Annotated in this window: 22 protein-coding genes and 1 tRNA gene; 14 read left to right on the top strand and 9 right to left on the bottom strand. The window is 64.6% G+C overall.

Annotated elements, in window-relative coordinates; translation table 11 throughout:
• Positions 1–7 precede the first annotated feature (7 nt).
• Positions 8–520, bottom strand: coding sequence for a peptide deformylase (gene def, locus F9K20_RS06235; protein ID WP_290998696.1), 513 nt, complete (start codon positions 518–520; stop codon positions 8–10).
• Between the two features lie 95 nt (positions 521–615).
• A complete protein-coding gene (locus F9K20_RS06230) occupies positions 616–879 on the bottom strand; it encodes a hypothetical protein (protein ID WP_290998694.1) in 264 nt (87 codons plus the stop codon).
• Positions 880–1081: 202 nt separating this feature from the next.
• Here F9K20_RS06230 and F9K20_RS06225 point away from each other — a divergent pair, with 202 nt between their 5' ends.
• A complete protein-coding gene (locus F9K20_RS06225; RefSeq protein WP_290998692.1) occupies positions 1082–1588 on the top strand; it encodes a RimK/LysX family protein in 507 nt (168 codons plus the stop codon).
• Here the strand turns inward: F9K20_RS06225 and F9K20_RS06220 are convergent.
• From F9K20_RS06220 to recR, 3 genes are all read right to left on the bottom strand, one after another.
• On the bottom strand, positions 1551–2618 hold the full coding sequence (locus F9K20_RS06220; protein ID WP_290998689.1) for a glycosyltransferase: 1068 nt from the start codon (positions 2616–2618) through the stop codon (positions 1551–1553). The two genes, F9K20_RS06225 and F9K20_RS06220, sit on opposite strands and share 38 nt — an antisense overlap.
• Before the next feature lie 73 nt (positions 2619–2691).
• Positions 2692–4683 (bottom strand): nucleoside-diphosphate sugar epimerase/dehydratase, encoded by a 1992-nt coding sequence (locus F9K20_RS06215; protein ID WP_290998686.1) that lies wholly within the window; start codon positions 4681–4683, stop codon positions 2692–2694.
• A gap of 145 nt (positions 4684–4828) precedes the next feature.
• Positions 4829–5434: a recombination mediator RecR gene (gene recR / locus F9K20_RS06210; protein ID WP_290998684.1), complete on the bottom strand. Its 606-nt coding sequence runs from the start codon at positions 5432–5434 to the stop codon at positions 4829–4831.
• Between the two features lie 205 nt (positions 5435–5639).
• Here recR and adh point away from each other — a divergent pair, with 205 nt between their 5' ends.
• From adh to F9K20_RS06190, 4 genes are all read left to right on the top strand, one after another.
• Entirely contained in the window at positions 5640–7184 is a 1545-nt protein-coding gene (adh, locus tag F9K20_RS06205; protein ID WP_290998681.1) for an aldehyde dehydrogenase, read from the top strand.
• Positions 7185–7266: 82 nt separating this feature from the next.
• The gene (locus F9K20_RS06200) at positions 7267–7869 is read left to right on the top strand and encodes a cysteine hydrolase family protein (protein ID WP_290998678.1); all 603 of its coding nucleotides are present in this window, start codon (positions 7267–7269) and stop codon (positions 7867–7869) included.
• 19 nt (positions 7870–7888) lie between these two features.
• Positions 7889–8296: a DUF779 domain-containing protein gene (locus F9K20_RS06195; RefSeq protein WP_290998968.1), complete on the top strand. Its 408-nt coding sequence runs from the start codon at positions 7889–7891 to the stop codon at positions 8294–8296.
• Between the two features lie 187 nt (positions 8297–8483).
• A complete protein-coding gene (locus F9K20_RS06190) occupies positions 8484–9071 on the top strand; it encodes a hypothetical protein (RefSeq protein WP_290998675.1) in 588 nt (195 codons plus the stop codon).
• Between the two features lie 30 nt (positions 9072–9101).
• Here F9K20_RS06190 and mutL read toward each other — a convergent pair whose 3' ends face one another.
• A complete protein-coding gene (gene mutL, locus F9K20_RS06185; protein ID WP_290998672.1) occupies positions 9102–10892 on the bottom strand; it encodes a DNA mismatch repair endonuclease MutL in 1791 nt (596 codons plus the stop codon).
• Positions 10893–11131: 239 nt separating this feature from the next.
• On the opposite strand from mutL, the gene ppa reads away from it, so the two are divergent.
• The gene (gene ppa, locus F9K20_RS06180) at positions 11132–11668 is read left to right on the top strand and encodes an inorganic diphosphatase (protein ID WP_290998669.1); all 537 of its coding nucleotides are present in this window, start codon (positions 11132–11134) and stop codon (positions 11666–11668) included.
• A 133-nt stretch (positions 11669–11801) separates the two neighbouring features.
• Here the strand turns inward: ppa and F9K20_RS06175 are convergent, their stop codons facing one another.
• Both F9K20_RS06175 and F9K20_RS06170 read right to left on the bottom strand, forming a co-directional pair.
• Positions 11802–13181, bottom strand: coding sequence for a pitrilysin family protein (locus tag F9K20_RS06175; RefSeq protein WP_290998666.1), 1380 nt, complete (start codon positions 13179–13181; stop codon positions 11802–11804).
• Positions 13182–13207: 26 nt separating this feature from the next.
• Positions 13208–14608 carry a pitrilysin family protein gene (locus F9K20_RS06170; protein ID WP_290998663.1) on the bottom strand — a complete coding sequence of 467 codons (1401 nt, stop codon included), beginning with the start codon at positions 14606–14608 and terminating at the stop codon, positions 13208–13210.
• Between the two features lie 326 nt (positions 14609–14934).
• Between F9K20_RS06170 and F9K20_RS06165 the strand changes: the two genes are divergently transcribed.
• Positions 14935–15363 carry an Hsp20 family protein gene (locus tag F9K20_RS06165; protein ID WP_290998660.1) on the top strand — a complete coding sequence of 143 codons (429 nt, stop codon included), beginning with the start codon at positions 14935–14937 and terminating at the stop codon, positions 15361–15363.
• 132 nt (positions 15364–15495) lie between these two features.
• Positions 15496–15765, top strand: coding sequence for a DUF1150 domain-containing protein (locus tag F9K20_RS06160; protein ID WP_290998658.1), 270 nt, complete (start codon positions 15496–15498; stop codon positions 15763–15765).
• A gap of 98 nt (positions 15766–15863) precedes the next feature.
• On the opposite strand, the gene F9K20_RS06155 is transcribed toward F9K20_RS06160, so the two are convergent.
• Entirely contained in the window at positions 15864–16847 is a 984-nt protein-coding gene (locus F9K20_RS06155; protein ID WP_290998655.1) for a complex I NDUFA9 subunit family protein, read from the bottom strand.
• A gap of 147 nt (positions 16848–16994) precedes the next feature.
• On the opposite strand from F9K20_RS06155, the gene F9K20_RS06150 reads away from it, so the two are divergent.
• The 6 genes from F9K20_RS06150 (at position 16995) to F9K20_RS06125 (ending at position 22597) form a co-directional block, all read left to right on the top strand.
• Positions 16995–17079 (top strand) — tRNA-Leu (locus tag F9K20_RS06150).
• Positions 17080–17166: 87 nt separating this feature from the next.
• A complete protein-coding gene (locus tag F9K20_RS06145; protein WP_290998652.1) occupies positions 17167–18744 on the top strand; it encodes a site-specific integrase in 1578 nt (525 codons plus the stop codon).
• Positions 18745–18829: 85 nt separating this feature from the next.
• Positions 18830–19321, top strand: a complete 492-nt coding sequence (locus F9K20_RS06140; protein ID WP_290998649.1) for a hypothetical protein — start codon at positions 18830–18832, stop codon at positions 19319–19321.
• A gap of 311 nt (positions 19322–19632) precedes the next feature.
• Entirely contained in the window at positions 19633–20871 is a 1239-nt protein-coding gene (locus F9K20_RS06135; RefSeq protein WP_290998647.1) for a helix-turn-helix domain-containing protein, read from the top strand.
• A 217-nt stretch (positions 20872–21088) separates the two neighbouring features.
• Complete coding sequence (locus tag F9K20_RS06130) at positions 21089–21490, top strand: hypothetical protein (protein WP_290998644.1); 402 nt, start codon at positions 21089–21091, stop codon at positions 21488–21490.
• A gap of 480 nt (positions 21491–21970) precedes the next feature.
• A complete protein-coding gene (locus F9K20_RS06125) occupies positions 21971–22597 on the top strand; it encodes a hypothetical protein (protein WP_290998641.1) in 627 nt (208 codons plus the stop codon).
• The last annotated feature ends 15 nt before the right edge of the window (positions 22598–22612 follow it).

Raw genomic sequence — 22612 nt, 5'->3', positions numbered from 1 at the left:
CGCGGCATCAGGTGGTTGCCCGCGCCTGCTTCCTGAATTTGCGCACCACCATGTCGCGCTTCAGAGGAGAAAGGAAGTCGATGATGAGCTTGCCGTCGAGATGGTTGATCTCATGCTGGACAGCGGTCGCCAAGAGGCCCTCGGCATCCATCTCGCGCGGCTCGCCCTCGCGATCTATGTAGCGCAACATGAGGCTCGAGGGGCGCTCGATCTCGATGCGGAAATCCGGGATCGACAGGCACCCCTCCTCGTGCAGCCGCGTCTGCGACCCGAGCGCAACGATTTCGGGGTTGAACATGACAAGGGGCTGGCGCGGCTCGTCCTCGTCGGCGACGTCGAGCACGACAAGCCGCCGTGGCACACCGACCTGGATGGCGGCGAGCCCGACGCCCGGTGCCGCATACATCGTCTCCAGCATGTCGTCGGCCAGCTGGCGCAACTCATCGTCGATGCGCTCGACGGGGGTCGACAGCTTGCGCAGGATCGGATCCGGGAGGGTGACGATGGGCAGCTTGGCCATGAGCCTGAAATAGGAAAGTAAGGCAGCGCGGTCAATTGCGTCGCCGCAGCCGCACCCCCCAGAATGGCGGAGCAATTCCCCTCGAACGCTATTCGTCAATCCACTGCGCCGTTGCCGCCGGCACCCGGGGCGGGTGCATCGACGGCCGCTTCGCCCTGGTCGGTGCCATCGCTGCCATCAGTTGGATATTCGGCGTTCGGGTCGGTGACCCCGTCCGGCGGATAGGGTGCGGCGTCAGGGTCTTCCGGCTCCGCGGCCATGCCTGAGTCGGCCGGCGGCGGGTCGGCGGCATAGCTGGGTGCGGCGGCGTACGGCAGCAGGCTGATCAACGCCGGGATCAGCAGCAGTTTCTTGCGCATGTTTCCTCTCCTCTGGCGCTGCGGCCGCCCCCCGAGGGTTGCCGCAGGAATCGGTGCCGGGCCCGATCAACGGCACCGAAATGAGCGGATTTGAGGCCAAACGTGCGCGCCGGGGCAGCCGCGTCAAGGGAACTGATGCGTCATTCCGCGGGAAGCGCTAACATTTGCGGCGGGTTGCAGCTTTGCCAGGAAGGCGACCGACGTGCACCCGAATGCATCGCGCCTGATTATCGGTTGGCAGGAGTGGATCGCACTGCCCGACCTGGGCTTGCCGGCGCTCAAAGCGAAGATCGACACCGGCGCCAAGACCTCCGCCCTGCATACCCATTACATCGAGGCCTACGGCACGGTTAAGCGGCCGAGGGTTCGCTTCGCGGTGCATCCGAGCCCCGAGATAGGCGACCTGGAGGTGGTGGCAACGGCCGCCGTCATCGATCGGCGCGACGTGATCAGCTCGAACGGCGTGCGCGAGCTGCGCTACGTGATCAGGACCCCACTGAGCATCGGCGGCCGGCAGTGGCCGATCGAGGTCACGCTGACCAACCGCGAGCACATGACCTACCGCATGCTCATCGGCCGGCAGGCCATCCGCTCCGACATGCTCGTCGATTGTGCCACCTCGTTCCGCCAGCCGCAGCTCAGCTACGGGCTCTACGAGAGCGGCCGCCGGCCTACCCGAGCTGCAGCACGTCCATCATCGAGCGCCTGACCGCCGCGACGGTAGCGAAACGCTCGGCCTTCGCGCGGCTGGCGCGCGCCATGGCCGGGATCAGGTCGGGGCGCCGCAAAAAGCTCTCCATAGCCTCGGCAAGCGCCTCGGCGTCGCGCGGCGGGACGAGGCAGCCGTTGACGCGCTCATCGACGGTTTCGCGGCAGCCGGCGACGTTGGTGGTCAGGATAGGGCGGCCAACGGCCAGTGCCTGCAGCAACGGCTGCGGCATTCCCTCCGCGCACCCGGGATAGACGAACACGTGAGCCTCCTTCAGGAGCTCAGTATGCCCCTCGGCAAGGCCGACATACTCGACGTCGGCGCGCCTCTCGAGATCGGCCATGTCGATCGCCTTGGCGCCCTCATCGGGAAGGACGGCAAGCAGGCAACGCGAGGATGGTGCGCGCTGGCGCAGCGCGGCCGCCGCCTCGCAGTACTCTTCGACGCCGCGCCGCCAATCGAGGTTGGCGATCATCAGAAAGACAAGCCCCTGGCCGAGCGGCGGCAGTGGCAACAACGCATGACGCTCGAGGTCGACGCCGGATCCGGGAACGACAGCGACCGACAGGGCACCGGAGACGAGGCCGAGCTTCTTCAGCAGCGCGAGATCGTCGCGATTGTGAAATACCGCCGCATCGGCCGCTCGCAGCGCTTGACCGTAGCGCCAAGCGGGCATCTCGTCGGCGGCGAGGGCGCCGGTGAAACGATGCTCCGGCAGACCGTCGACGATGAGGACGATGCGTCCGATGCCCACGCTCTTCGCCGCCAGCGCGCCGTAAACCATCGTCTGCCCACCGGCGGCGACGACGACGTGCGGCGACCAGTCGGCAAGCAGCTGCTTCAGCGCGCCGATGGACTTCCAGTCGGCAAACAGCTTCAGCCCGCTCGCCTCGGGCGCAATGGCAGCGTGCTCGACTCCAAGCTGGGTCAATGCGCGCACATCCGCACCGCTGAATTCAGGTGCCACCACGAGAACGCGATGGCCGCGGGAGATCATCTCGCCGATCAGCAGCTCACGCAGCTGCCGCATTGGCGTGCCGGGCGGGCATACAAAGGCCATCCGTTGCACCGCCGGGGCCGGCGCGGTGGCTGGCATTGCCATCTCAGTGCAGCGTCCGTGACGGCGCAGTCCAGGTAGCGGGCGGCCCTTCCTCGCTCGGCGGAATCGCCAGCCTGGCACTGTAGCCTTCGACGTTGCGTAGGAGCACGGCGTGCATCGTATCGAAATCGCGCGCGTTCATCGCCGATTTGAGGATCTCGAGCTCGCGTGCAAGCTCGTCGGAGGGAAGGAACGGCTCATCCGAGCGCCAGATGCGCGGGTGCTCGGTGGCTTTGGTGTTGGCGCCAATGAGCAGCTCCTCATAGAGCTTCTCCCCTGAGCGCAGCCCGGTATAGGCGATGGCAATGTCGCCCTCCGGATTGTCGGCGCTCCTCACCTCGAACCCAGACAACCGCACCATCAGCCGCGCCAGATCGTCGATGCGCACCGGCTCGCCCATGTCGAGCACGAACACATCTCCGCCCTGGGCCATGGCGCCCGCCTGGATGACGAGCTCCGCGGCTTCGGGGATCGACATGAAATAGCGGATGATGTCGGGATGGGTAACCGTCACCGGGCCACCGGCGCGGATCTGGCGGTGGAACTTCTTGACCACCGAGCCGGAGCTATCGAGCACATTGCCGAAGCGGACCATGGTGAAGATCGTCGGCCCGCCGTTGGCGGCAGCGGCCTGCAGCACCAGCTCGGCGAGACGTTTGCTGGCCCCCATGATGTTGGTGGGGCGCACGGCCTTGTCGGTCGAAATGAGCACGACCAGCTCGACGCCGGCAGCCTTGGCGCAATCGACCAGAACGGCGGTCCCGAACGTGTTGTTGCGCAGCCCGCACACGGGATTCTGCTCGACGATGGGGACATGCTTATAGGCGGCGGCGTGATAGATGACCTCAACGTCGTTGGCGACGACCGCCTCGCGCACCTGCGCGGCGTCGAGCACCGAGCCGAGCACCCCGACGATTTCCGGGTGTGGCAGCTCGGGGCGCATCGCTTTGACGGTCTCCGAGATCTCGTCCTCGATCTGATAGAGCGCGGCCTCGGAGACGTCGAACAGCACGATGCGGCGCGGCCCGATCTTCAGCAGCTGGCGCACCAGCTCGGAGCCAATCGAACCGCCGGCGCCAGTGACAAGGATCGACTTGCCCAGCGTCTTGCGGGTCAGCAGCTCGGCGTTGGGCGGTACCTTGTCGCGGCCGAGCAGATCGTTGACCTCGAGCGGGCGCAGGTCGGTGACGCTGACGCGGCCGGATGTGATGTCCTCAACCGCCGGCAGGATCATCACGTCGACCGGCTGGTTCTGTAGATCCTTGAGGATGCGGCGGCGCTCCCGCCGCCGGTCCTCGGAGAGCGCGACGAGGACCTCCTTTACTTGATGGCGCTCGATAAGCGTCGGGAGCTTGTCGGGATGATGCACCTTGATGCCGGAGATATACTGCCGCCACAGCGACGGCTCGCTATCGATGAACGCGACCGCATGCCGCGAAGCGCTCCGGCGCAGAGCCTCGAGCAGCTGCACGCCGAGCTGGCCGGCGCCGAAGATGATGACCGGAGTGCGCTCGACGCTGGCCGGCAGCTCGGCGATGCGGATGCCGGCGCTCTCCAGGATCATGGCGGCGACTTCGCGGCTTCCGGCAATGAGCAGCGTCGCCAGCACCCCATAGCCGAGAATGACCGAGCGCGGGATGCCGAGCTGCCCCGACATGAGCACCACGAGAGACCAGATCAGCACCGACAGCCAGATGCAGCCGATGATGCGCGTATGCCCACGATAGCCGAGATAGCGTGTGACGAAGCGATACAGCCCCGATACCGAGAACGTCGCGACGGTGATGATCGGACCGCTGATGAGGACCAGGGCCATGAACCAGTCGGGCGGGACGTATGCCGTGTTGTGGCGAATGGAGATGGAGATCCACAGCGCCAGACTGAGCAGCATGAAGTCGAGGGCGACGAGAATGATGCGCTTGTTGAGGCGCGGCAGCTCGAGCAGCCGTGATCGCCATTCGGCCGAAACCGGATGCTGCGGACGATCCTCGCTCATCGTGCCCCTAAATGCGCGCTTCGCCTGATCTGGGCTGGGTAGCCCCCCGCCGCGAAGATAGCAGAAGGAAAATGGTTGTATCGGGCCGGTTGGCGGTCATTGTGAAGATATCACCGCCTTTTTCACCCCGTGGAGCATAGGGCGCCTACACGCGGCGGCGGGATTTGATCGCCGCCGCCAGCGTGCCCTCGTCGAGGTAGTCGAGCTCGCCGCCGATGGGCACACCTTGCGCCAGCCGCGAAACGATGACCCCGGTCGGCGCCAACTGCTCGGTGATATAATGAGCGGTCGACTGCCCCTCGACGGTGGCATTGAGCGCCAGGACGATCTCCTGCGCCTCCCCCGCGGCGGCACGCTCTATGAGACGGGCAATATTGAGACGGTCGGGACCGATGCCGTCGAGCGGAGACAGATGTCCCCCCAGCACATGATAGAGACCGTTGACGACGCCGGCGCGCTCCAGCGCCCACAGATCGCCGATCTCCTCCACGACGACGATCAGCGACCGGTCACGGCGCGCATCCTGACAGATGCTGCAAGGCGAGGTCGTATCGAGGTTGCCGCAAATCCGACACTCGACGATCTTCTCGACCGCGTCGGCCAGCGCGGCGGCGAGCGGCACGAGCAGATCGTTGCGCCGCTTGATGAGCGCGAGGGCCGCCTTGCGGGCTGACCGAGGGCCAAGTCCAGGCAGCCGGCCGAGCAGCTGCACAATGCGCTCGATTTCAGGTCCGGAGACTTTGCGTGTCATCCTGCTGAGTACAAGTCCAACATCCAAGATTTACGATGATTTGCCGATGGATGGAGAGCCATCCTTATGATGCAAATCAAATACAGCGTGCGCCGCTTATGCACTAATTTCCAATGCGCCGGTACCTTTGGTTTGCCTTGCTAGTGGGGTAATTTGCCCCCATGCACAAGAAGGGTTCTACCCCTCGATCTCCTGGGAGGACGACATGCAGCTCATCGTGAAGCCTGAAACGCCTGCAGCCGCGCTGGCGCGCGTCGGGGCGACCATCAAAATCCGCAACCGCTACGATAATTTCATCGGTGGCCAATGGGTGCCGCCGACGCAAGGGCGCTACTTCGAGAACCGCACCCCCATCAGCGGCGAGGTCGTCTGCGAGATCGCCCGCTCTAGCGCCGAAGACATCGACAAGGCGCTGGATGCGGCACACGCCGCGGCCGATGCCTGGGGCAAGACGGCCCCTGCGGCCCGCGCCGCGATCCTCAACAAGATCGCCGACCGCATGGAAGCGAACCTTCCTGCGCTCGCCACCGTCGAGACCATCGACAACGGCAAGCCCATCCGCGAGACGATGGCGGCCGACCTTCCTCTCGCCGTCGACCACTTCCGTTACTTCGCCAGCTGCATCCGCGCTCAGGAAGGCGCGCTATCGGAGATCGACGAGACGACGATCGCCTACCACTTCCATGAGCCGCTCGGCGTCGTCGGCCAGATCATCCCCTGGAACTTCCCCATCCTCATGGCGGTGTGGAAGCTCGCTCCCGCCCTCGCCGCCGGCAACTGCGTCGTCCTGAAGCCGGCCGAGCAGACGCCGTTCTCCGTCATGGTGCTGGCCGAGCTCGTGGGCGACTTGCTGCCCCCGGGTGTCCTCAACATCGTCAACGGCTTTGGCGTCGAGGCCGGCAAGCCGCTCGCCTCCAGCCCGCGCATCGCCAAGATCGCTTTCACCGGCGAGACGACCACGGGCCGTCTCATCATGCAGTACGCCTCCGAGAACCTCATCCCGGTGACGCTGGAGCTCGGCGGCAAGTCGCCGAACGTCTTCTTCGCCGACGTGTTCAACGAGGACGACGACTTCTTCAACAAGGCGCTCGAGGGCTTCACCATGTTCGCCCTCAACCAGGGCGAGGTGTGCACCTGCCCCTCGCGCGCCCTGGTGCAGGAGAGCATCTACGATGCCTTCATCGAGCGCGCCATCGAGCGCGTGAAGAAGATCGTGCAGGGCAGCCCGCTCGATCCCAACACGATGATCGGCGCGCAGGCCTCCTCCGACCAGCTGGAGAAGATCCTCGCCTACATCAACATCGGCCAGGGCGAGGGCGCACGGGTGCTGACCGGCGGCAAGCGGGCCCAGCTCGGCTCCGGCTTCGAGAACGGCTACTACGTCGAGCCGACGGTGTTCGAGGGCCACAACAAGATGCGCATCTTCCAGGAGGAGATCTTCGGCCCGGTGCTCGCCGTGACGAAGTTCAAGACCGAGGCGGAAGCGCTCGCCATCGCCAACGACACGCTCTACGGCCTCGGCGCCGGCGTGTGGTCGCGCGATGTCAACACGGCCTATCGCATGGGTCGCGGCATCAAGGCGGGTCGCGTGTGGACCAACTGCTACCACCTCTACCCTGCCCACGCGGCGTTCGGTGGCTACAAGCAGTCGGGCATCGGGCGCGAGACGCACAAGATGATGCTCGACCACTATCAGCAGACGAAGAACATTCTCCAGAGCTACAGCCCGAAGGCGCTCGGCTTCTTCTGAGCCCAAGCCGCAAGGCCGAACCGGACTCTTCAAGCAGCGCGGCCCGCCCAAGGCCGCGCTGTTCTAACATTAGGACCATGGCATGACCGACGCACGGCCCACGCTCCGCTCGCTCCTCGCCCTACCCGATACGCCGGCACCGCTGTCGAGGTCGGCTTTGGTGCTCATCGACTGCCAGAACACCTACCGCGAGGGCATCATGCAGCTCGAAGGTATCGAGCCGGCGCTCGATGAATGCGCCAAGCTGTTGCAGCGCGCGCGCGATGCTGGCGCGACGGTGATCCACATCCAGCACGATGCGGGCCCGGGCACGCCCTACGACGTGCGCGTGCCCATCGGTGCGATTGCCGACGTCGTCACGCCGGCGCCGGGCGAGACGGTCATCACCAAGGCTTATCCCAGCTCATTCGAGCAGACGAACCTCGATGTCGAGCTGAAGAAGCTCGGCCTCACCGATCTGGTGCTCGCCGGCTTCATGACGCACGTGTGCGTGAACTCGACGGCCCGGGCGGCGTTCAACCGCGGCTACCGGGCGACCGTCGTCGGCAACGCCACGGCGACGCGTGCGCTGGAGAACCCGGCGGGCGGCGTCATTACCGCCCAGACGCTGCATGACGGCGCGCTGACCGCCTTGTCGGATATATTCGCCATCGTGGTACCATCCGCCGAGAAGATCCCGACCTAGGCAGAAGCAGGAGGTGATGATGGTCGAGCGGGTCACGGTGACGCCGGCAGCCACGGCACTGATCGAGAAGCTCGTCGCTCAGCACGGGCCCTTGTTGTTCCATCAATCGGGCGGCTGCTGCGATGGCAGCGCGCCGATGTGCTACCCGCGCGGCGAATTCCGCATTGGCGAGCGGGATGTGTATCTCGGCGACATCGCCGGCTGCCCGGTCTATATCTCGGGCCCGCAATTCGAGTACTGGCAGCACACCCACCTCATCATCGACGCGGTGCCGGGGCGCGGCGCCGGCTTCTCGCTAGAGGCGCCGGAGGGGCTGCGCTTCCTGACCCGCTCGCGCGTGTTCACCGACGCCGAGTTCGACGAATTGGATCGCTTGGGGCCCCCGCCGCGCGGGCCGGAGGCGATGATCGCGGCCGGGGGGCCCTGAACCGGCGAGGACCCGGCGAAGGGCGTGGCAAGTCTCCACCGTGCGACATCACGATAGCAATCTTGACACGCTTCAATTGCTGCCTGTGGCCGCGCCGCACTAGGAAACCTGCGCAATCACAACGACATTCCGCTCGAATCAGTCGGCACCGGCACCGGGGCCGCGTTGCATCCACGCACGGTCCGATATGAAGCCAGCGCACCTCGCCTTAGCCCTCCTGCTCTGCCTATTCGCCGCCGGCCCGGCCTTCGCCCAGGAGGAGCCCGGTGCTCCCGTCGAGGACGAGGCGGTTGAAATCGACGCTGGCGCCGACGCGGGCACCGAGGACAGCACGAGCGAGGCTCCGCGCCCGGCGCCCGTACAGAAAGAGGCGCCATTCAAGGAGCTGCCCGGTCGCTGGGTGGGCGAAGGCCGCATCGGCATGACCGAAGGGAAGACGGAAGCGGTGAAGTGCCGTGCCACCTACTTCGTCAACGGCACCGGCGATGAGCTGAAGCAGAACATCCGCTGCGCCTCGGCCGGCGGGAAGGTCGAGGTGAAGAGCAACGTCCTCGCCAAGGAAGGCAGGCTCAGCGGCACCTGGAACGAGCTGGTCTACAATCTCGGCGGCGACATGACCGGCGAGGTAACGCAGCGCGGCTTCCGCATCGTCGTGCGCGGCGGCGACCTGACGGCCAACATGGACGTCATCGTCATGAACGACCGGCAGATCGTCGAGATCCAGTTCTTCAACAGCTCGCTGCGCGGCCTGACGCTCATCCTCCAGAAGGGCTGAGGATATTCTCTCGACTCCGGCCGCCCGCAGTCAGCGGCGGCCGAACAGCTTCTCGATGTCGGCAAGCTTCAACTCGACGTACGTCGGGCGGCCGTGGTTGCACTGGCCCGAGTAGGGCGTCGCCTCCATGTCGCGCAACAGGGCATTCATCTCCTCCGGCGTCAGACGGCGTCCCGAGCGCACGCTGCCATGACAGGCGATCGTCGCACACACCGACAACAGCCGGTCCTTCAGGGCGCTGCTGACCCCTTCGCGCACAATGTCGGCGGCGAGATCCTTGACGAGGCCAACCACGTCTCCGTCGCCCAGCAGCGCCGGCACCTGCCGCACGATGACGGCGCCGGCGCCGAACCGCTCGAGCGCCAGACCGAGCTGCATCAGCTCTTCCGCCTTCTCGGTAAGCGCCGTTACCTCGTCGTCATCGAGGTTGACGACCACCGGCACGAGCAGACCCTGCCTGGAAATGCCGCCATCGCTCAGCATCGCTTTAAGGCGCTCGTAGACGAGGCGCTCGTGCGCGGCGTGCTGATCGACGATGACCACGCCGTCGCGCGTCTGCGCCACGATGTAGTTCTCGTGCAGCTGGGCGCGCGCGGCGCCGAGCGGGCGGTCCTGAAACTCATCAGCCACCGGCGCGATGAAGGCGCGCGCGTCCGCACTCGGTGCATCCAAGACGGCGAGCGGGGCCTGCATCGCCTCGGCGAGGCCGGAGGCAGTGGAGCTACGCGGCGGGGCGTAGATCTCGTTGCGCGGGCGGCCGAACGGGATGACGTTGGGCCGCAGTTCCTGCAGCGCCGACGTACCGTTGGCAGCCGTCGCGCGGTGCCCCTCCGCGAGCAATGCGGCCCGCAGTGCATTGACGATCAGCGAGCGCACGCCGCCCGCATCGCGGAAGCGCACCTCCACCTTCGCCGGGTGCACGTTGACGTCGACCTCCTCAGGCGGCAGCGACAGGAACAGCGCCAGCAGCGGATGGCGCCCGCGCGGCATGAGGTCGCCATAGGCGCCGCGCACGGCTCCGATGAGCAGCTTGTCCTTCACCGGGCGCCCGTTGACGAACAGGAACTGCTGCGCCGCGTCGGGCCGATGCAGCGTAGGCAGACCCGCGAAGCCAGCAACCGAAGCGTTCTCGCGCACGCCCGATATGGGAACCGCGTCATCCATGAACTCGCGGCCCATGATGCGCCCCAAGCGCTGCAGCAGGCCTTCGGAGCCGGTGGTCTCGCGCGGATAGCGCAGCCCGGTTCGCTCCCCCGTCGTCAGCGTGAAGCCGACCTCGGGGTGTGCCATGGCAAGGCGCTTCACGACCTCGGATACGGCCTGGTTCTCGGCCCGCTCCGACTTGAGGAACTTCAGGCGTGCCGGCACGCTGGAGAAGAGATCGCGCACCTCGACGCAGGTGCCTTCATTGCCCGCCGCGGGCTTCAGCGCGCTCTTGGTCCCGCGATCCATGCCGAGCGCGAAGGCTTCGGCGGCCCCCTTCGCGCGCGACAGGATGGTGAGCCGCGCGATCGAGCCTATGGAAGGCAGCGCCTCGCCGCGAAAGCCGAGAGTGCGGATGCAGAACAAGTCCTCCTCGGAAAGCTTCGAGGTCGCGTGGCGCTCGACCGCCAGCACGAGATCCTCGGGCGGCATACCGCAGCCGTCGTCGGTGACGCGAATGAGGGAAAGGCCGCCGGAGGCGGTGACCACTTCGATCTCATTGGCGCCGGCATCGAGGGCGTTCTCGACCAGCTCCTTGACGACGCTGGCCGGTCGCTCGACCACCTCGCCGGCCGCGATGCGGTTAATGGTCTCCGGCGAAAGCTGGCGGATCGCCATTCTCGTCCCCCCTGCGGGCACAGCAGGCTAGCGTAGCCTGCGATTCGCCTCGGTTGAGCCGCCGCCGGCCGCGATCCCCGCCTTTTCGCGCTATCTTGGACGAAAGACTGCGTCGAGCGGCGCCAAAGCCGCGGGCTTCGCCCGCCATGCGACGCACGCGCCGCTATCCAACGGCGCCAAGTTCGTCCATCTCTGGGCGCGGGCTGCCCCCGGCAGTCCAGAAACATCGTGGAGAACGTATGCGGCTCGATGCTATTGCGATCGGCGTCAACCCTCCCCTCGACATCAATGTGGTGATCGAGGTCCCCGTGGGCGGCGAGCCCATCAAGTACGAATTGGACAAGGCCTCGGGCACGCTGGTCGTCGACCGCTTCCTGTATACGCCGATGCGCTACCCGGGCAACTACGGCTTCGTCCCACACACGCTGTCGCCCGACGGCGACCCGATCGACGTCCTCGTCTGCAACACGCGCGCCATCGTCCCCGGAGCGATCATCAACTGCCGCCCGGTCGGCGTGCTCGCCATGCAAGACGAGGGAGGCGGCGACGAGAAGATCATCGCCGTGCCGAGCAGCAAGATAACGATGCGCTACGACAAGGTGGCGAACTACTCCGATCTGCCGCAGATCACCGTGCAGCAAATCGAGCACTTCTTCGGGCACTACAAGGATCTCGAGCCCGGCAAATGGGCGAAGATCGACCACTGGGGCGACTCGGGCGAGGCGCGGCGGCTCATCACCGAGGCCATCGAACGGGCCAAGAAGTCAAACCGGTAAGGCGCGGCGAAGCGCTCTTGGCCGCGGAGCGGCAGAGGCCCAAGGGGCCCCGCGCCCTAGGCGCGGCCGTCAGCTCGTGGGGCAAGGGCCGCATGCAAAGCTTCCCTCCCCTCGTGTCGCGCAGGGAGCAATCCTAGCCCTTCTTCGCCTGCTGCAGCGTCGGCTTGCCGACGATGGTGACGATAAGGTTCTGCGTATCGAGCAGCCGTCTGGCGACGCGCTTCAGATCATCGAGCGTCACCGCTGCGATCATCGCATTGCGGTTGTCGACGTACTCGGGCCCGAAGCCGTCCATGCGCAGCCCCAGAAGCTGCGAGGCGATCTTGGCGTTGGTATCGAAGCGCAACGGATAGGAGCCGATCAGGTAGCTCTTGGCATTGTCGAGATCGGCCTGGCTGACTACGCCGTCGGCCATCTTCTTCAGCTCTTGGCGGATGATGTCCAGCGACTGGCCCATCATGTCGTTGCGCGTGGCAACGCCGCCCGAGAAGATCGAGGCGTGCTGATACGGGTAGACGTAGGTATAGACCGAGTAGGCGAGGCCGCGCTTTTCGCGTACCTCCTCCATCAACTTGGAGGCGAAGCCGCCGCCGCCGAGAATCTGGTTGAGCACGAACGCGGCCATGAAGTCGGGGTCCTTGCGCGGCATGGCACCGAGCCCAAACACCGCGACCGATTGCGGCACGTTCATGTCGACGACTGTCTGGCGCCCGCCAGCGACGGGATTGGTCTTCGCAACAGGCATCAGCTCGGCCTTGGCCGGCAGATCGCCGAATACCTCGTCGAGTAGCTTGCCGAGCTGCTCCGGCGTGATGTCGCCAACCGCCACGACCTTGAGCGTGTCCTTGGCGAACACGCGCTTGCGGTAGCTCTCGAGGTCGGCGCCCGTAACCTTGCCCACCGTCGCCTCGGTGCCGTTGGCGGGGCGCGCATAGGGATGGCCGGCGAAGGCGACGGCATACCATTCTTTTTGCGCCACCTTGTCGGGATCGCGCGCGGCGTAGGCGAGCGAGGCGAGAAGCTGCTGGCGGATACGCTCGACGGCATCGGCGTCGAAACGCGGCTTGGTAAGCGCGAGCTTCAGGAGCTTCGCTGCCTCGTCGCGGTTCTCGGTCAGCGTCTCGAAGTTGCCGTAGAAGGCGTCCTTCGCCTCTTCGTAGTTCATGCGCATGGAAAGATCCTCCATGCGTTCCTGGAACTCCCGTGAAGTCAGATCGCCGGCGCCCTCGTCGAGCATGGCGGTGACGAAGTTGGCAAGGCCCTCTTTGTCGACCGGATCCTGCGAGCTGCCGCCCTCGAAGGCGAAGCGCATGGCCATCATCGGCACCGCGTGCTCCTCGACCAGCCAGGCCTCGATGCCGCCGGGGCTCTTCACGGTTTGGATTTTCATGGCGTTTGCGGGCAAGCTGAAGGTGAAGATGAAAGCGGCGACGAGGCCGGCAAGCGAGGCAGCGAATCTGAACCGGGATGCGGCGTGGATGGTCGTTGAGCGCAGGGGACGGGCTGCGACCATATCATGGCCTCTTGGCATGCTGGACATCAGGAGCGCGTATGCGTGACGGGTTGCTCGACGCGCTCGCCGGCCCCCTTGCCGTCGTCTGGCTCGGGGAGTAGCCAGCCCGTCACCGAGCGGCGCGCATCGAGATAGGTGTCGGCAGCGTTCTTGATGTCATCGATCGTGACCTCGGAGATGGCCGCCGGCCAGCTTTCGACCTGCGCGATGCTGCGGCCGATGGCGACCGCCCAGCCGTAGCGGCGGGCCAGATTGGCCTGATTATCGCTGTCGTAGATGTAGTCGGCCAGCAGCGACTTCTTGGCCCGCTCCAGCTCGAGCTGCGTGACGCCCTCCTTGCGGATCTCATCGAGCACCTTGTCGACGTCGGCTTCGACGGCATCGAGGTTGCCGTTGTTCGCCACCGCGTAGAGCGAGATGGCGCCGCTGTCGAGGCTATAGCCCGAGTAGTCGCCGCCGGTGGTAGCCGCGACTTTGTCCTCGACGACCAGCTTGCGGTAGAGGCGGCTGGTCGAGCCGTCGGCGAGAATCTTCATGAGCAGATCGAGGGCTTCGGCCTCGCCCGGCTTCGCTGACACGTAGCTCGGCACGACGTAGTAGCGGTGGAACGAGGCATTGCCGGCGCGCGGGTCCTTGAGCGTCAGGCGGCGCGCGGCGATGTGCGGCGGCTCCTGTGGACGCGTGCGCCCGTCGACCTCCGGGTTGGCCGGCAGCTTGCCGTACGTCTCTTCGGCGAGCCGCTTCACCTCTTCCGGCGTCACATCGCCGGCGACGACGAGGATGGCGTTGTTGGGCGCATAATAGCGCTTGTAGAAGCGCATGGCGTCCTCGCGCGACAGTCGGGCCATCTCGTGCGCCCAGCCGATGACCGGCACGCCATAGGGGTGCGAAAGATAAAGGGCAGCGTTCATCTGCTCGTCGAGCCGAGCGCCGGGATTGTTGTCGATGCGCGAGCGGCGCTCCTCGATGATGACCTGCCGCTCCGTGGCGACCTCCTCGTTGGTGAGGCGCAGGTGCGTCATGCGGTCGGCTTCCATCTCCATCAAGGTGCGCAGTTGGTCCTTGGCGATGCGCTGATGGTAGGCCGTGACGTCCTGTCCGGTGAACGCGTTGTCCTGACCGCCGAGCTTGGAGATGATTTTGGAAAAGTCGCCGACGGCGATCTTGTCCGTCGACTTGAACATCAAGTGCTCGAGGAAGTGGGCGATGCCGGAGACGCCTTTCGGCTCGTCGGCCGCCCCCACCTTGTACCACACCATATGCGTGACGACGGGAGCACGGTGATCCGGGATCACCACGACGTCCATCCCGTTCGACAGCTTGAACTCGGTGGCGCGCGGCTCGGCGGAGGCGGTCTTCTGTGCGAAAGCGAGCATGAACAAGGCCATTGCTAGGATTGCCGGACGGCTGACGCCGAGCTTGAGCATCGAATAAACCCCGATTGGATCCCGGAGGCGTGAACGGAGGAGAACCGCACTCGCAGTCGGCTCGGCGAAACAGTCGCGTTTCCCGTCATCTTCGGGTTCGCCACCCCCTTGTCAAATGACATCGTGTTCATCTGCCGACACCCTTTCCGGGGCGCTCCGGACGGCTCTGGGTTGGACTAGGAGCGCTTGAACGGGTTGCATTCGTCGCCCATATGTTCTTGCGCAAATTCCAGCGCTCGACTGGCGAGGCTGGACCGCGGAGGCCAAGGTTAAGAGGCTCTGACGGCGTATCTGGTTGAAGGTCGCTTAGGAAGGACTTTCGGACGATGTCGCGGATTTCCCTGCTCTCGAACCCCCTGTTGTTGGGATTTGAGGAGATCGAGCGCCTTATCGAGCGAGCGAACAAGGGCTCGAGCGACGGGTATCCCCCCTACAACATCGAGCGTCTCGAGGCGGTCAACGGCGAGGGCGAGACGCTGCGCATCACGCTGGCGGTAGCCGGGTTCACGCGCGATCAACTCGAGATCACACTTGCTGACAGCCAGCTGATCGTGCGCGGCAAGCAGACCGAGGAGAAGTCGCGCAACTACCTCTATCGCGGCATTGCAGCGCGACAATTTACCCGCACATTCGTGCTGGCGGAGGGAATCGAGGTAAGGTCTGCTGACTTGTCCGATGGACTGCTCGCTATCGACCTGAAGCGTCTGGAGCCTGAGCGCCTGGTGCGGACGATCGAGATCAGCGGCAGAAAATAACATGCGTCAGCGTTGCATCGAGACAGCCACATCGCGCGTTTCTGCGGTGGGCGCAGATCCGGGATGCCGACACGCTCATCGCCAGATTCGGTTGGCGGTGCGCCAGGCCCGGCTTGCAGAAGGAGTTGCGTCATGACCGAAGCCGACAAGACCTTGCATGCGCGGCATGTGATGACCGAGCATGAGCTCGCCACACTCGGCGGGGGCGTTGTCGCCTACATCAAGACGCTTACCGCAGACGAAGCGAGCCGCATGTTTCCGGCCATAGAAGGGCTGCCCAAGGGCATCAACCTGTTCTCGCTGCATGCTGCCGATGGCACGCCCTTGGCGCTGACTGACACCCGCCAGGCGGCGATCGGGCATGCGATCGACGATGACCTGGAGATCGCCAGCGTCCACTGAGTGCATGGCGCCGCACTTCTGGCGCCCATCAGTGTCAACCCAGTCGAAGGCTCCGGCACGCACGCCGGAGCCTTTATCGTTTCCTCTTCTCTCTTCGGCTATGTGCGGTAGTGGGCGAATTGCCCACGCGGTCGAAAGCGCTCCAGGTACGTCGGCACGATGGCGGCAACACCGTGGGGCGCGGTGACGCCGAGCGCCGCCAGCGTGCGCCCTTCGCTCTTGGCGGCGGCACTGACGACGTTGTCGTGCTGCAGCAGGCGCACCTGATCGAAAGTGATGGGCCGCAGCGCGTTGGGCAGCGGCCAAGTCAGGAGCGCCTGCAGCTTGGCGAGCCAGAAGGGCAGCGGCAGGTACCCGCGCTTGCGGCCCGCCCATTCCTGCGTCAGGTCGAGCAGCTCCCGGAACGACAGCACCTCGGGGCCACCCGCCTCGTAGATGGTGCCCGGCTTGCCGGCGCCTGAGGCGCAGGCGGCGATGGCGGCGGCGAGATCGCCGACGAACACCGGCTGAAAGCGCGTGCGCCCGCCCCCGATGAGCGGCAGCAGCGGCGAAATGCGCGCCATGGCAGCGAACCGATTGAAGAAGTCGTCCTCGGGGCCAAACACGATGGACGGACGGATGATGACGGCGCCCGGAAACTCCTCCAGCACCGCCGCCTCGCCCTCGGCCTTGGAGCGGGCATAGCGCGATGACGACTTGGCGTCGGCGCCGATAGCCGAGATGTGGACGAGGTGCCGCACGCCCGCCTGGCGCGCGGCTCTGGCGATGGTGCGCGGCGCATCGACGTGGATGGCGCGGAAGGTCTGCTTGCCACCGCTCGTCAACACACCGACGGTATTGACGACGACCTTCGCACCGGCCAGGGCGCGCTCGACCGACTGGGGGAAGCGGACGTTGGCCTGTACCGGGGCCACTTGCCCGACAAAACCGGCGGTCTGCAGGAAGCCGGCGAGATCCGGCCGGCGCACGGCGGCGCGCACGCGCCAGCCCTGCTTGGCCAGCGCCGCAACGGCGTAGCGGCCGACAAAGCCGGAGCCGCCAAAAACCGTGGCCAATCCTTGGTCGTCGAGTCGATCCGCCATGGCCGGATCCTCCTCCCCTTGGTCGTCGCCGCGCGTCCCTGATCGATCAGGGATTATACGACCGGGCACCACCCTGTGAAGGTTGCGCGCGGCCGCACGAGGTAGAATTGACAAGGGGCGCGGGGCTCTCTAACTCATCGGCCTCGTGCCCAGGTGGCGGAATTGGTAGACGCACTAGTTTCAGGTACTAGCGCCGCGAGGCGTGGAGGTTCGAGTCCTCTCCTGGGCACCAAGCTTCTCTCCAGCGCGTTGATCTGGCTTAATTTGTTAAGCCTAAAGGGCTTTTGGCCGCTCCGACCGGTACTCAGGAGTGGTACACATGGCCCTCAACATGACGCGCCCGACTCGGCGTAGCGATAGCTCCGCATTCCAGTTCAAACGACGCACACCCACCGCGCTTCTCTCCGCGAAGAAGGGCGAGCGCATCGCGTTGCGTTTGCCGGGTGATGCAGGCCGCGAGCTGATTGTCTCGACGCGAGTCGGCGAGGTGATCAAGGTCTCGCTACGGACGCGTGAGCCTCAGCTCGCAAGGTTGCGATGCGCCGCCATCAACGCTCAACTAGAGCGGCTCGCATCTGATGCGCCCAAAGGTGCGCAGCGTCTCACTCATCGCGAAGTTATGGCACTTGCAGGCGAGTGGCACCGCTACGCGATGACCCGTTGGGGGGATGATCCCGGACCAGCGAGCGTCTGGGAGTATCTGAGCGATGGTTTCGGCAGTATCTTGGACGACGACGGCGAAGCGCTCGAAACCCATCTCGGCTCGTTTGCTGACGATCTGCTCACCCAGCGCAACTTGTCTATTGACCGAGACACGAGAGGTCGGTTGCTCATCGCTCTCCGCGACACGCTCCACGAATCTTACGCGGTCTTGGCGAAACGTTCGAAAGGCGATTACAGCGCCGATTCGCTCGGCCCGAAGCTGCCGGAGTGGCGCGCGCCCGAGCAACGCGGAATCTTGACCATCAGCGACCTGTTCGCTCAATGGAAGGCTGAGGCCGAACGTCTGGATAAATCGAAGAGCACTATTGATAACTTCGGGCGCGTCATACGGCAGTTCATTGCGTTCCTCGGGCACGACGATGCCGGCCGCGTCACGCGCGAGGATGTGGTGCGCTACAAGGATAAGCGCCTCATAGAGGACAAACGAAGTCCGAAGACCGTTCGCGACGCGGATTTGGTTGCGCTCAAGACTGTGTTCGGGTGGGGCGTCGTCAATCGGCCCAACGCGCTAAAGTCAAACCCCGCGGCTGGGGTCACCCTGAAGTTGCCGAAGAAGCTCAAGCGTGTCGGATACTCGGACGGCGCAGCCCTAAAGATCCTGAAGGCCGCTCTGGCCTATAAGCAGGCGGCGCGTGAGGCACCAAAGACAGCGGCAGCAAAGCGGTGGTGTCTGTGGCTATGCGCGTTCACAGGAGCGCGCGTCGGCGAGATCGCGCAACTTCGGCGAAGTGACGTGAGGGAGGTCGATGGCGTATGGACGATCCGTATTACGCCCGAGGCGGGGCGTGTGAAGGACCGGGAAGAGCGCGACATACCTCTGCACCCGCAACTCATCGAACTGGGCTTTATTGAGTATGTACGCTCGATCCCGAGCGGATACCTGTTCCTTTCGGCGCGCGATAAGACGGATTGCGCCGGGCGGCTGCAGTCGATTGTCAATCGGCTCGGAGAGTTCGCTCGCAGCATCGTCCGTGAAGATCGCGTCACTGCTCTCCACGGGTGGCGTCATCGGTTCATCACGCTCGCGCGTCGCCACGGCATGGACCTTGAACTACGTCGGAAGATTACCGGCCACGCGGGCGATGGCGTCGACGAGGAGGACTATGGCGACGTTGAGGGGCTCTATCGGGAGATATGCAAGCTGCCTCACTGCCCTATCAAAGCTGCACAGTAGACGGCACTCAACTACATTTCGTTTCCACCGCAATGTGGTCCACATTTGCGTTCTGAGTGTTGGAACCTGAACGCGGGGGGCGCGGATGATAGAGATCGGCAAGATCCTTCAATCACCAGAGTATTGGTTTGTCGCTGTCTTCACCGGGCTGATCGTTAGTGTCGTCGCGAACTTCGTTACGACGTGGCTGCCGCGTATTTCCGTCGGGAAGCCCCTGAGCATTGTACTGACGCTGAACATTCTTGTGGTGGCTGGCCTCATCGTATTGGGGTACGCGTCGACAACGATTGATAATCGCTTTGTAGACTTCGTGACCGCGTTTGCGCTCCTGGTGGTCTACTCAATGGCGGCCTGGCTTCCGTCTAAAAGATTGCGAGTCTTTGCACTCATCGCACCAAACGGCACGATGCTCGCGCTGGCGCTGGCCGCCCGGACACGTTGGAGCCCTCAATTTTGGGAGGCCGTCGTTGCCGTATACCCTCTCGCATTCCTAATATTTGCCGTGCCGGTAATGGCGTGGGCGTACTCTGCTCTTTTGCGATGGGAGGAAAGCAAGGCAGAGCCCGCAGCGCGCTGACCCGCCGTAAGGGCTCCTGCTGACTCAAGGCCGCCCATATAAGACGATCGAAGGTGTCGCCGCTGGGGTGATAGCCAGAACGCGAAACGGCCGTGTATGACTCACTGTGAGTCAGCAAAGGGCATAGCGCTAAATCTGCATCGCAGCGCGCATCGTTAGCGGCTTATCAAAGCCGTGAGCGCACCATCTGCGACGTGCGTGATAGTCTGCGCTTCGCTGATCGTCGCGCGTCGCAAAAAAGGCGAGCCCCGAAAGGACGGCAATCCTAACGGGGCTCTTGGTTCAAGCCTTCTCTGGGAAGGATCAAACCCATGCCCCACGCTGGCCTCTCTGCGGCTGGTTGTAAAGGCCGTTTTTCCAGCGCGAGTCCGACCAACGGCTTAGCACTCCTATCCTCACGCAACGCCTCAACTCGCCACCTCTTTGGCTTCATCAACTCTTGGCCGAAGGCGATCCTCGCCGCAGGCTTCTTCACTCTCACCAACTACGTCATCTTCGAAGACGTGCTCCGCCACGGGGCCGTCATCACCACCGACCACCTTCTCAGCTTCGCCGTCCTGGTCGGCACGTTCGCCGCCGGGCACTGGTTCTGGCCCACGCTGGCCAGCAAGGAGTTCGGCACTGCTGCCGGGCTTGCATTGCTGTTCGCCGCGGGCACCGTCTATTGCGTGCTCACGTCCGCCGGTCGCAACGCAGAGGCCCTCGCCAACAAGGCCGCCAAGGTCACGGAAGCGAACGGCCCGTACGCCGAACTGGAGCGGAAGGCTCAAGGCGCCAAGTCCGACTTGACGGAAGCGCAGGGCAAGCTCACCGCCGCCGAGAACGGGGCCAAGGCCGCCGCCACCAAGGCGGACGACGTGTGCCGCGAGAACGGCTCCAAGTCGTGGAAATGCCGGACGGAGCGGACCAACGCGGACGCCGCTGAGGGCCGCAAGGCCAAGGCGGAGCAGACGCGCGACGACAAGAAGGGCGCCTCCATCATGGCGGAAGCCCGGTTGAGCGTGGCCACCAAGAAGGACACGAACGTCGACCTCAAGTACGCCGCGAAGGTCCTGGGGTACATCGGCGTGACAGTCACGGACGACATGCTCGCGGACATCGTACCGTTCATCAAGTCTGTCTTCTGCGAGTTCGCGACGCTGCTCTTTGCGGCCGGTGCTTTCGGGCATCGCCGCGGAACAGTTCCGCAATCGGAAACACCTGCAACCGTTGCACCGCCCGTGGAACCGTCCCGCAACCGTCCTATGGAACCGTCCCGCAACCATCCCGTGCTCGTGGTGTCCCGCGGCGCAACCGTTCCACGGGTGCTCACGACCGTCCCGGCGGCCATGGACGGGGCGCTCGTACTGTTGCGTCAGCACTTAGCTGTGCATGAAACGGTTTTCCAGTCGGAACTTGTGGATTTGTTCGGGACGGTCTCGAAGAGCACCGTTTCGCGATGGTGCGACGCGTGGGAACGTGACGAGATTATCGTTCGAACGGTTTCGGGCCGGGACAAGATCGTGTCGCTCGCCGCGCCGAAGCGCTCTGTTTGGAGGATCGCCCGATGAAACCGAAAATATTTTCCGGCGTCTCCAATCGTTCCGCTAACGTAAGCACGCTCTGGCATTTCGAAGTTTTGCAGCGGCGTGGGTGAGGCATTCGTTCCGCTAGCGTAAGCAACCTCAAGCGGCAGCCTCGGCGAGCGGGTCAAGCGACACTCGGCGGAAGCATTTTGCTAATGAATGACTGCTGATGTGGCGCACCGCGAAACTGTTAGGTGCCTCGATGCTTCTCAAAGTTGAACTTGGCGAGCGCCCCGTGTTCGAGCTGGGGATCGGCAGCGGCTTCTCCTTCGTGCTCGGTGGATGGGATGTCGTACTCCACCGGCCCGGCCACTGGCGCACCCCCATGCCGTTCTCGTGGGAAACAGACGAGCCGCAGGATTTAGGCCCTCAGTGGTACTGGGGCCCACCGCTTCGCTGCCACAACACGACGGCGACGTGGGGCCGATGGGAACTGATCGTCTCGCGCAGCTATCCCGTGGACTGCCTCCTGGGTGACGATGACGCAAAGGAGGAGGCCTGCCGCCGTTCCGCCACCCGCCCCTCAAAAGCGTCCTCGACGCGGGGCGCTAAAGCGCAAGCCCGCGCGATGAAAAAGCCCACCAAGCGAAGGAGGGACTCTTAAGGGAGACTCAAGGGTCCTTCTTACGGGAGACCCTTAAGTGTCCCTCGCTCAGGTGTGGGGAGGGACGTTGGACGTACGTACGTCCTCCCCCTCCTATAGTCATCCCTTAAGTGACGCACTCGCGTGTGTACCACATAGTAGTCTTTTCAACTAGCTTCACTCACAGGAAAGCTTTAGGCCATCCTTAGCCTTAACTCGATCCTGAGTTGAACTCCGCCGACTTCTCGTCCATCCTGGCTGCCTCTGAGGCGTCAATAAGAGGCGCCTGCGGCTCTACTGCCGCCCCCTAGACTACTCGCCCTCTCGTTGAGGGCTGCTGTACCGGGTTCGCAACCGGATCGCGCTGGCCGCTGCCGATTCCGCCCAGCGCACTACGCTTCCATCAACACGCGACAGCGTGCGACTGCCTGCGGCCTCACCGCATCGCGGTTCGCATGACCGTCGCTCAATTGCGCGCCGCGTGCGTGCGCTGGAGCAGTAATGACCAATTACGACCCCGCTTCACGAGAAGCGAGGAACGGCATCGTCCAGTGGATTCTGGAGACGCACTATCTCGGCCGCCCAGCCGATCCTTCACTCCTCCTCATTGGGCTTCCGCAGGAGCCCATCCTCCGTGCCGAAGTGCAGGACGATGGCTCAGTATTGGTCTGGTTTCGAGATCAGGCCGAGCCAAAGCGCGAGCGGTCCCCAAGGCGCTTCGACTTGGCGGCCTTCGCGGCGTTGCGCCCCTTGCTCCTCGCTAAGGCGCACGTGTTGTTCTCTCGCACTGACACGCCACCGCGACCCGAGCTTCACGACCTTACATTCGGCGACCACATCAAGGTTCGCCGCATCATTGCCGCTGCGCAGCCGGGGCAATTGGTTGAGACGGTCGGCGATCATCGCGACCTCCGACGTTCCAACTTACGCCTCGTCGGCGCCCCCGTGGGGCCAACCCAAAACTGGAGCCACAAGGGCCGCGAGTTGGCCGTCCAAACAGCAGTGACCAATTTCGAGAAATCGACGGACGACTTCGGGCTCACGCCGCAGGAGTACGAGGCCTTGCTGCGATTTGCCTTCAAGCTCGCCGACGACCTCCCAGTCGCCCCAACTGATAAGGCCGAATGAGCGGCTTGCGCCAGT

The sequence above is a fragment of the Hyphomicrobium sp. genome (genome assembly GCF_009026145.1).
Taxonomy (GTDB): Bacteria; Pseudomonadota; Alphaproteobacteria; order Rhizobiales; family Hyphomicrobiaceae; genus Hyphomicrobium_A.
This window is presented reverse-complemented; position numbering and strand designations above follow the sequence as displayed.